Annotated in this window: 8 protein-coding genes and 1 pseudogene; 6 read left to right on the top strand and 3 right to left on the bottom strand. The window is 69.5% G+C overall.

Annotated elements, in window-relative coordinates:
* From VGZ32_RS27850 to VGZ32_RS27825, 6 genes and pseudogenes are all read left to right on the top strand, one after another.
* Positions 1-295, top strand: a pseudogene (locus VGZ32_RS27850) (SAM-dependent methyltransferase); the annotation flags it as partial.
* 248 nt (positions 296-543) lie between these two features.
* Positions 544-2127 (top strand): class I adenylate-forming enzyme family protein, encoded by a 1584-nt coding sequence (locus tag VGZ32_RS27845; protein ID WP_326889204.1) that lies wholly within the window; start codon positions 544-546, stop codon positions 2125-2127.
* Between the two features lie 156 nt (positions 2128-2283).
* Positions 2284-3423: a type III polyketide synthase gene (locus tag VGZ32_RS27840; RefSeq protein WP_326889203.1), complete on the top strand. Its 1140-nt coding sequence runs from the start codon at positions 2284-2286 to the stop codon at positions 3421-3423.
* A complete protein-coding gene (locus VGZ32_RS27835) occupies positions 3420-3944 on the top strand; it encodes a cupin domain-containing protein (RefSeq protein WP_326889202.1) in 525 nt (174 codons plus the stop codon). The genes VGZ32_RS27840 and VGZ32_RS27835 overlap by 4 nt, the downstream gene beginning before the upstream one ends.
* Positions 3945-3988: 44 nt before the next feature.
* Complete coding sequence (gene fni / locus VGZ32_RS27830) at positions 3989-5086, top strand: type 2 isopentenyl-diphosphate Delta-isomerase (RefSeq protein ID WP_326889201.1); 1098 nt, start codon at positions 3989-3991, stop codon at positions 5084-5086.
* 74 nt (positions 5087-5160) lie between these two features.
* Positions 5161-5331 (top strand): hypothetical protein, encoded by a 171-nt coding sequence (locus VGZ32_RS27825; protein ID WP_326889200.1) that lies wholly within the window; start codon positions 5161-5163, stop codon positions 5329-5331.
* A 73-nt stretch (positions 5332-5404) separates the two neighbouring features.
* On the opposite strand, the gene VGZ32_RS27820 is transcribed toward VGZ32_RS27825, so the two are convergent.
* From VGZ32_RS27820 to VGZ32_RS27810, 3 genes are all read right to left on the bottom strand, one after another.
* Positions 5405-6544, bottom strand: a complete 1140-nt coding sequence (locus VGZ32_RS27820; protein WP_326889199.1) for a DegT/DnrJ/EryC1/StrS aminotransferase family protein — start codon at positions 6542-6544, stop codon at positions 5405-5407.
* Positions 6545-6699: 155 nt separating this feature from the next.
* Positions 6700-6957, bottom strand: coding sequence for a flavin reductase (locus VGZ32_RS27815; protein ID WP_326889205.1), 258 nt, complete (start codon positions 6955-6957; stop codon positions 6700-6702).
* A gap of 309 nt (positions 6958-7266) precedes the next feature.
* On the bottom strand, positions 7267-10157 hold a 2891-nt coding region (locus VGZ32_RS27810; protein WP_326889198.1), incomplete at its 5' end, for a discoidin domain-containing protein.

Genomic DNA, 10157 nt, shown 5'->3' with positions numbered 1-10157 from the left:
CCGGTACGTGACCATCACCGGGTGCTACAACGACGCCTACGGACTGCCGTCCCGGGCGGTCAGCGAGATCAACGCGCACTACATCTGCGACATCCACCCGCGCAGCGCGTACTTCCGCGAGATGGCCGCCCACCGCCTGGTGCCCGTCGCGGTGGTGGACCTGACCGAAGCGACCATCCCGTACTGGCAGCTGCGCGCCCGCTCCCCGCTGACCACCGGCATCGAAGAAACCTTCCTCACCGCGTACCGCAGCGGCAGCTTCCAATACCTACTGATCGCCGCAGACCGCATCTGACCACTCGCGGACGGTTCCGCACCTGACGGAACGTCACCTAGCTGGTATCAAGCCGCCGAGTAGTCCCGGCCGAGTCTGATGGCCGACGCTAGCGCTGTGCAGTGGGAGAAAGCACAAGCGGCAGGGCGACAGCGATAGGGGTTCCGCCGAGAGCTTGCCCCGAGGGTGGCGGGAGCGTCGCAGTGGACGGCGTATCCGGAAAGGTCCTCGAGCACGCGGCTCAGAACACTGGAAGGGAACTGGTTTGGATGACGGACTTGGCGAACCGCGGTCCGCTGCGGAAACAGGGTCTGTATCTCGGCGCGATGGCGCAGGAGGCGGCGGCCGCGCACGGTTCGACAGCGCTCACCCTCGACCATGACCTTGACATCCTGCCCGAGGCGGGTCGGCGTCTGACGGTGGCCGAACTCGCCGTCCACGTGGACGATCTGGCGGGCCGGCTCTCGGCGGCCGGCGTCCGGTCCCGGGAGCGCGTCGCGATCTACAAGACCGCCAACTTCGACGCCTCGATGCTCACCATGGCGGTCGCGCGCATCGGCGCGGTTCCCGTGACCCTGTCTCCCATGCTGAGCGGCGAGACCGTCGGCACGCTGCTCGGCCGCCTGGACCGGCCGCACCTGATCACCGACGGGCCGAAGCTCGACGTCCTGGCCGACGTGCCGCTCAAGAACCTCACCGGGCTGGTGTTCAGCGTGACCGGTCCCGCTCCCGGGGTGGTCGCGCTGCCCGAACTGGCCGGTTCGCCGCCCGCCCGGCCGGTTTACCTGGGGACGGACGAGCCGGCGCTGATCACCCACACCTCCGGCACCACCGGGATACCCAAGCTCGTCGTGCACACGCCACGCACCATGCGCGTGCGGCTGCGGCCCCAGCTCTTCCTGCTGGCACTGATGCGCAGGAAGGAGAGCGTCGCGATCGCCATCCCGTTCGTCCACTCGCGGACCTTCGCGGCGCTGGCGCTGTGCCTCATCAAGGCGCTGCCGATGTACCTGGTGAGGCAGTCCGATCCCGAGCAGGTCGCCGAGTTCTTCCTCCAGCACCGGCCGGGGCTGATCGAGGCGCTGCCCAATCTGCTGATGGAATGGGAGGGGCTCGCCGATGATCCGCGCCGACCCTTCGCCTCGGTGAAGTACTTCAGCAGCACCTTCGACGCGATCCACCCCCGGACGATCAGCCGCCTGATCCACTCGTCTGACCGGCGCGGCGCGCTGTTCTTCCAGATCTACGGGCAGAGCGAGGTCGGCGGGGCGGTGGGCCGGCCGTACTTCCGCCGCTCTTCGTCCCGGACGAACGGGCGCTGCGTCGGCTGGGCACTGCCGGGCTGCGCGCGGGCTCGCGTGGTCAGCCGCGACGGCAAGCGGCCGTCACCGCGCGACCCCGGTCACATCGAGGTCGCGTGGGAAGGCGTCGCGAAGACCTACTTCGGGCAGCAGGACCTGTTCGAGTCCGGCATGCACGACGGATGGCGGCGGACCGGGGACGTCGGCTACCGCACCCGCCTGGGCTGCCTGCACATGCTCGACCGCGAGGTGGACTTGATCCCCGGAGTGCGCAGCAACCTCGAGATCGAGGACGTCATGATGTCCAAGCTGGCCGAGCTCACCGAACTGATCGTGGTGACCGGTCCGGACGGCGAGCCGATCCCGGTGGTCTGCACGCTCGAGGACCGGCGGCTGGATCCGGCGCGATGGCGCGCGGCCGCCGCCGCTTTCCCGCGGCTGGCCGACCCGGTTCACCTGCCGTGGGCGGAGATCCCGCGCACCGCCACGATGAAGGTGCAGCGCATCGAGCTGTCCCGCCGGCTGGCGGAGAGGTCGACCGGGCGGATATGAGCCGCGGCAGGCCGGCCGGGGATGGCTTGGAACTTATATAAGCCATCTGATAACAGTCGGCTGTGCGGGCCGCCGACATCGAAGACTTCCTCCCGTGCGGCGATCTGCGCCGGTGAGAGTGCCGGGCGACTTACGAGGCAGGAGGTAGGGGCGGACATGCCGATTCTGTGCAAGCCTGCGGTGAACGTGCCGGAATACCTCATCACGCTGGAGCAGACCCTTGAGTTCGCCAGGAAGGCGCACGCGGGCAAGTCGCAGCTGCCGCTGACGCTTCGGCTGATCCGGAACACCGGCGTCCGCGAGAGGCACATCGTCCAGCCGATCGAGCAGACACTGCGCCATCCGGGCTTCGAGGAACGCAACCGCGTCTACGAGGCCGAATCCAAGAGGCGGTGTCCCGAGGTCGTCGAGCAAGCCCTGGCGAACGCCGGCGTCGCGGCTCGGGACATCGACGCGATCATCTACGTCTCGTGTACCGGCTTTCTGATGCCGTCGCTGACCGCGTGGCTCATCAACACCATGGGAATGCGGTCCAACACCCGCCAGGTGCCCATCGCGCAGCTCGGCTGCGCGGCGGGCGGCGCGGCGATCAACCGGGCCCACGACTTCTGCACGGCCTACCCCGGATCCAACGTCCTGATCGTCTCCTGCGAGCTGTGCTCGCTGTGCTACCAGCCCGAGGACGACGGCGTAGGATCGCTGCTGTCGGACGGGCTGTTCGGCGACGCGGTGGCGGCCGCCGTGGTGCGGGGCAGCGGCGGCACCGGCATGGCGCTGGAGCGCAACGCCTCGTACCTGATCCCGAACACCGAGCAGTGGATCTCCTACGCGGTGCGCGCCACCGGCTTCCACTTCCAGTTGGACCGCCGCGTGCCCGGCACGATGGAGCCGCTGGCGCCGGTGCTGCGCGAGCTTGCCACGGACCACGGCTGGGACGTCAGGAGTCTCGACTTCTACATCGTGCACGCCGGCGGCCCGCGGATTCTCAACGACCTGAGCAAGTTCCTCGACGTCGACATCAAGATGTTCCGGCACAGCTGGGCGACCCTGACCGAGTACGGCAACATCGCCAGCGCGGTCGTGCTCGACGCGCTGCGCAGGCTGTTCGAGGAGGGCGCGATGGCGCCCGGCGCCACCGGCCTGGTCGCGGGGTTCGGACCGGGCATCACTGCCGAGATGGCGGTGGGCAGCTGGACCGTGGACGTCCCGCGCTATCCGGAATCGCGGCTGCTGGGCGCGGCCGCGCCGTACCTCGCCGGCGACCGCGCCCAGGCGAGGAGGAAGGAACCCGCGTGAACGGGCTCATCGTTCCGCCCGGCCAGGGGCGCACGCTCATCACCAAGGCCCAGGAGGTCACCTTCAAGGCCACCGGCGCGGACGGCTCGTTCGCATCGACCTTCGAAGCCGTGGTCCCGCCCGGTTTCGACGTCGGCGCGCATGTCCACGACGGTTCGCAGGAGTTCTTCTACCTCCTGGAGGGAGAGCTCGAACTGTTCGCCTTCGAGCCGGTCGAGCGCACCGCCGGACCCTGGCAGGGCTGGAAGTCACCCGACGGGCACCGACCCCTGCGCGCGGCCGCCGGCAGTTGCATGCTCGTGCCCGCCGGATGCCCGCACGCCTTCAGGAACCACACGGACCAGCCTGCGCGCATGCTGTTCCAGAGCTTTCCGCCGCCGGCCCACGAGCGCTACTTCGAGGAGTTGTGCGAGATCTTCTCGGCCGGCCGAACCGTGGATGCGGACGCCGTGCAGCGGCTACGCGACCGCTACGACGTCAAGCAGCTCACGCCGCTGCGTTACGGACCGCCGCCCGTCTGAATTCCCACCGAGAAGCCAAATGTTCCCACCGCAAGAGGTAAGCGATGATCTCCAGCCGCAAGGACGACCACGTCCGGCTCGCCGTCGAGCAGCAACGCGGCCACGGTGGCCACCCGGGGCGCAGCCAGTTCGACGATGTGTCCTTCGTCCATCACGCGCTGGCCGGCATCGACCGCGGTGAGGTGTCGCTGGCCACCCGGTTCGCAGGCCTCGAATGGCCGGTGCCGCTGTACGTCAACGCGATGACCGGAGGCAGCGCTAGGACCGGGATCATCAACCGGGATCTGGCGATCGCCGCGCGCGAGACCGGCGTCCCGATCGCCACCGGCTCGCTGAGCGCGTACTTCAAGGACCCGTCGGTGGCCGGCACCTTCAGCGTGATGCGCCGCGAGAACCCCGACGGGTTCGTCATGGCGAACGTCAACGCGACGGCCACGGTGGAGAACGCGCGGCGGGCCGTCGACCTGCTGCGGGCGGACGCCCTGCAGATCCACCTGAACGCCGTCCAGGAGACGGTCATGCCGGAGGGCGACCGCTCGTTCTCGTCCTGGGGACCGCAGATCGAGAAGATCGCGGCCGGCGTCGGAGTCCCGGTGATCGTCAAGGAGGTCGGCTTCGGGCTCAGCCGCGAGACCGTGCTGCTGCTGCGCGAGCTGGGCGTCGACGCGGTCGACGTCGCCGGGCGGGGCGGCACGAACTTCGCCCGTATCGAGAACGGCCGGCGCGAGCGCGCCGACTACTGCCACCTGGACGACTGGGGCCAGTCCGCGCCCGCCTGCCTGCTTGACGCCCAGGACACCGGAATCCCACTGCTGGCCTCCGGCGGCGTGCGCAATCCGCTCGACGCGGCGCGCTGCCTGGCGCTCGGCGCCGCCGCCGTCGGGGCGTCCGGAGAGTTTCTCAGGACCCTGTTCGACGGTGGCGTAGCCGCGCTGATCGCGCGGATCTCGGCATGGCAGGAGCAGTTGGCGGCGGTGATGACCCTGCTCGGCGCGCGGACCCCGGCCGACGTGGCCCGGTGCGATCTGCTGATCGGCGGCGAGCTGCGCTGGTTCTGCGCGGACCGGGGGATCGACACCGGCCGGCTGGCCGCCCGTTCCCGCGGCCTCGCCGTCGCCGAAGCGACGGGAGGTCCGCGTTAGGTTCACCGGTCTTCCACCACCGGACTCTCCTCCCCCGCCCCACCCCCGTCCACTTCACCGCGAGGAGCACTCGCATGCCGACGCAGCTCAGCACTCCCGGATATCTCGCTGGCACCTGGGCGATCGACACCGCCCGCACCAAGATCAGCTGTGACGACTTCGGCGTAACCCGCGGGCCGGTCAGGGCGATCGCCGGCGACAACGTCGAGATCACTCTCGCGGTCCAGGCGAGCAAGCAGGACTGACGCCCGACGTCCGGGGGCGGGGCCGCAACCTGGTCGTGGCCCCCCTTGTTCGCCGGATCCCGTTCCAGTCAGGTCACTGCGGCGCGCCCGCGTGTGCCCGGACCGCGTCGCGCAGCGCCCGCGCGACGCGCTCGACCTTGTCCGTGCTGAGCTCGGCGTGCATGGGGATGGCGAGATGACGCTGGAAGAGGTCCGCCGACACCGGACACGGTTGTTTCGTCTCGTAGGCCGGCTGCAGGTGGCTGGCCCACGTGCCGTGTCCGCAGCCGATGCCCTGGGCGCGCAGGCTGGCGGCCACCGCCGCACGGTTCACGCTCGGATCCAGCTTCACCAGGTAGGACTGCCAGGCGTGGGTGCGGTCCTCAGGCACGTGCGGCAGCGTGACGAGTTCTTCGTCGCCGAGCAGTTCGCCGTAGCGCGCCGCGAACCCGTTGCGGCGTTCGAGCAGTTCGTCGACGCGGCCGAGCTGCACTTGCAGGATCGCGGCGGCGATATCGGAGAGTTTGTAGTTGTAGCCGATCTCGGTGAAAACCGGGATCGGCAGCCCGACGATCCGCGCCTGATCGAAGATGGCTTCGATACCGAAGGACGCGCGCTTGCGCGCAGCCGCCGCGAGCTGTGGATCGGCGGTGAGCAGCGCCCCGCCCTCGCCGCTGCTGATCCCTTTGCGCCCGTGGAACGAAAGGCAGGCCGTCGGTGCCAGCGCGCCGGCCGGCACGCCCTTATACGTCGCACCCACGGCGCAGGCCGCATCCTCGACGAGGAAGAGCCCGTACCGGCGCGTGAGGTCCGTCAGCTCCGTGTAGTCGGCAGGCAAACCGACCGTGTCCACGGCGATGACGCCCACCGTGCGCGGGCCGATCAAGTCCGCCACGGCCTGCGGATCGACGGTGCCGGTGTCGGCGCGCACATCGGCGAAGACCGGCGTCGCGCCGACGTAGTGCACCGCGTGCGCGGGGGCCGGGAATGTGTAGTCCGCAACGATGACTTCGTCGCCGGGCTTCACACCGAGCGCGAGCAGGGCCAGGTGCAGTGCGCAGCCGCAGTTGCTCACCGCGACCGCGCCGCCGACCCCGTACCGGCCGGCCAGTTGCGTTTCCAGCGCCTTGCACCTCGGGCCCTGACCGGCCGGCCAGCCTGAAGCGAACACCTCCGCGACCGCGGCCAGTTCCTGCTCGCCCAGGCTCGCGTGCACCAGGGGAATCGCGTCCATCGTAGCGACCTCCGACCTCGCGATAGTCCGTCAGCCGCAGCCATCCGTGGCGGCGTCCTCATCCCCGCTGCTGCGTATTCGTCATCGTCCACCACCGGACTCGGCCGCCGCTGGTGAGCGAGTCGGCGCCAGCTTGGCGTGACGGGAGCGTCCTCTCACGCCACCACAGCGGACATGACCGCCGCGGAGAGGTCGTGGTAGTGGCCGCCTGCGAAGAGGAGCAGCTCAGCGCCCTCGTCGGCCCGGCACCAGGCAGGGGCGCCGCGCACGAGCGCATGGTCGGCGGCCACGATGACCCGGCTCACCCGACACACGGCCGCGGCCGCGGCGCCGGGCAGCAGCGGGATGCCGCCGCGCCATTCGAGGTCGAGCCCCGCGAACCGGTCTCTGGACGCCGCGAACTGCTCGGCCAGCCTGTCCTATTTGAAAACGCCGTGCATATCGTGACCTGGTTTTCGGTTCCCCCTGCACGCCGACCTCACGCATCAGGTCTGCGATCGTCGGCTGCGAGCTGAAGAACTGGTGAAACGCCTCCGCGCTCTCCCACTGGTCGATGACCAGCACCTGTCCGTTGTCGGCGGCGAAGTGGTGGTGCAGCGCGACGTTTGCACTGCCGCAATGGATATGGGTCCATCCGGGGGCATGCTCTCCGATGCGTGGCACAGTTCGACGATCCGGCATGACCGGTCCGGCCGGACCGTGCCCGGCCGGACCGTCAGGTGTCACGGTGCCCGGAACACCTGGACTTCGGCCAGGGCCAGGTAATTCGTGCCGGACAGCTGCACCATCACGTATCTGCCGGACGGCGGTGCCGTGATGCGGGTCGGCCGACCCATCGTCGCTGCCTGGTAGTTCGACCACACGCCCGGCTGCGCAGCTTGTTGCGCCGGTGTCAATGAGTGGTCGAACGGTGTGTCGGACACGAACACCCAGTAGTCCGAGTCCCGGTCTTCGCAGCAGTCGGACCGGTTCCACAGGTTGATGCCGGCCAGCGCCTGCGTCGAGCCCAGGTCCACCTGCCACCACGCGTACTGGTCCAGGCCGGTGTGCGACAGTGAACCGGCGCCGTATGAACCGTTCGTGTTGCCGTCCACCGCGTTGCCTGCCGGGGCGCCGAACGCGGTCGAGGACTGGGTCGCCGTCTTGCCCACCGTCACGTCCAGCGACGGGTCGTACGTGTAGGCGCCCGCGCTGGTGCCTGCCGCGTTGGTGACCGTGACGTCACCGTCGAAGGCGCCGGTGGGCAGCGTCGCCGAGATCTGGTTCGGGCCGATATAGCCGACCTGCGTCGCCGCATGGCCGTCGATCGCCACCGTCGACGACTGCGTGAAGCCGCGGCCGGAGATCAGCACCTGGTGGTTCTGGTCGATCGGGCTGACCACGGCCACTTCGGGTGCCCGCGCCGTCGACATCGCCGCGTACTGCCCCTGCAGACCGGCGGCCGTCAGCACCGAGTTCGGGATCACACCCACACCCGGGTTGTCCGGGATGAGCGTGTTGCCGCCGCCGTCGACGAAGTCCGTGCCGACATTGTCACAGAAGTAGTTGTTCAGCGGCCCGACGTGGTAGCTGTTGCTGACGATGATGTGGCCGGTCGCCGAGCAGCCGCCGTTGAAGCTGACGCCGTCGCCGTACTGCACGTCGCCGTCGATCTGGATGTACGCGCTGCCCTCGTCGTTGTACCAGGCGAAACTGGGCTGCACGTTGCCGAATGTGACATTGCCGGACAGCGTGAGCCCGTGCTGCAGGCTCTGGCCCTGCGGACCGTTGGTGTAGATCGGGCCGCCGTCGGTGCGCACGCCCATCACGTTGTAGATGACGTTGTCCGAGATGACGTTGTCGGCCTGGATGTTCGGGTTGGTGAACGGCGTGGTCGCGTTGGTGTGCCAGCCGGCCCAGCCGAAGCTGATGCCGCTGTAGGGCAGGTCGCCGATCTCGTTGTGGGTGATCGTGGTCTTGCGCGCGTACCCGCCCCAGATGCCCACCGCGCCCGTGTACTCCACACCCACGTCATGCACGTAATTGTCGGAGATCGTGTTGCCGACGGCGATCTCGGCGCCCGAGTCGACCGCGACCTTGCTCACCGACAGCGGACCGGACTTTTCCACCATCACGTACCGGCCGGCGGTGTCGGTGGGCACGGTGACCTGGTCGCTCGACGCCACCTGGTGGCTCGACCACACACCCGGCTGCGCCTGCTGCTGTTCCGGGGACAGCCGCGTGTCGAACGGTGTCGAGGACGCGAACACCCAGAAGTCACCGAGGCCGCTCCCGCCGATCTCGGTCTGCCACAGCGGCTGCACGCTGCCCAGATCGACCTGCCACGAGTCGGCCGTGCGGGTCACCGGACGGCCGTGGGACAGATCGGTGGCGAACGCCGTCGGCTGCGGGTCGTCGGTGGTGCCGAACTCGATGCCGTTGCCGGACACGTCGTCGATCTCGTTGCCGGAGAACAGGTCCCCGCTGGCTCCGTGGTAGGCGCCGAGCCCGGCACCGCCCAGGTGCTCGAACGTGTCGTCGATCACGGAGACGTCTCGCGTGCCGACGAAGTCGACGGCGGCCGGTGGGCGGGTCCACGCCGCGAACGGGCACGACCCGGCGGGCACGACGTACTGGCACAGGCCCTGCGTCTGCGCGCCGTTCTCGCCCTGGACGTACATGGTGGCCTGCATGTCCGGGAATCCGGTGTCGGTGCTGGGCGTGAGCCACGTCGTGTAGTCGAACCCGATGCCGCGGAACGTGACGTCGTGCAGCGGGTTGTCAGCCGTTGACGTCGTCGTGACGAGCTGTTGCAGGACCGGCGCGACGAACGACATCGCGGCCGGGTTCTCGCCCTGCTTGGCGTCGTAATAGACGGTGTGCCGACTGCGGTCGAGGTACCACGTGCCCGGAGACAGCAACTCGTAGGCGTTCTCGATGCGCGACGGCGTCGCGTTCGGGTCCAGTCCGGGGAAGCCGCCCGACGGGTTGTCGCCGTCCGGCGCCTTCGGCGTGTCGGGCAGTTTCATGTTGTCCCAGCACGGTTGCCGCATCGTGATCGTCGTGCCGGAGATGCCGGCGACGTCGCAGCGAGGCTGCGTCCACGAGCCGTGGCCGCCGTCGAACACGAACTCGATGTTCGACGGGTTGCGCCACGACGCCATGGTGGAGTCGGCGGCCGTGAAGCCGGTCGCCGTCTGGGTGAGTGCGACCGGGGCGCTGCCGGACGTGCGGGGGATGCGCACACCGTTCGCGTACAACTGACGGGTGTCGAACGTGGCCGGCGCCGACCACAGACCGGGCGTGCCCGCGACCGGGCTCCAGCCGGCGACCGGTCGACCGCCGCTGAGCACCGGGCGCGCGCCGGGCGCGGCCTCCCAAACGACACCGGAGTCGCCCGGGCCGAACATCAATGGGGCGCTGAGCTGGTACGTGCCACCGGTCAACTCGATGTGCACCGTGCCATGCCCCGGCAAGTGAGCCGCGGTGGCCTTCGCCTGCTGGATCGAACACGGCTGGTGCACGGAACACGCGGTGCCGTGCCCGCCCGGCGCGGCGGTAAGGACATCGGCCGCGTCGGCCGGTGCGGGGGCGAGCGCCAGGGCGCCCGCCGCGAGGGAGAACACACCCACGA

The sequence above is a fragment of the Actinocrinis sp. genome, from assembly GCF_035938995.1.
Classification (GTDB): Bacteria; Actinomycetota; Actinomycetes; order Streptomycetales; family Catenulisporaceae; genus DASZGI01.
Note: the sequence above shows the minus strand (reverse complement) of the source record. Positions and strands in the feature narration are given on the sequence as shown.

Bases quoted from the DNA above. Each gene is read 5' to 3' on its own strand.
- VGZ32_RS27845 (WP_326889204.1), top strand. From the start codon at position 544: ATGACGGACTTGGCGAACCGCGGTCCGCTGCGGAAACAGGGTCTGTAT.
- VGZ32_RS27840 (WP_326889203.1), top strand. From the start codon at position 2,284: ATGCCGATTCTGTGCAAGCCTGCGGTGAACGTGCCGGAATACCTCATC.
- fni (WP_326889201.1), top strand. From the start codon at position 3,989: ATGATCTCCAGCCGCAAGGACGACCACGTCCGGCTCGCCGTCGAGCAG.
- VGZ32_RS27825 (WP_326889200.1), top strand. From the start codon at position 5,161: ATGCCGACGCAGCTCAGCACTCCCGGATATCTCGCTGGCACCTGGGCG.
- VGZ32_RS27820 (WP_326889199.1), bottom strand. From the start codon at position 6,544: ATGGACGCGATTCCCCTGGTGCACGCGAGCCTGGGCGAGCAGGAACTG.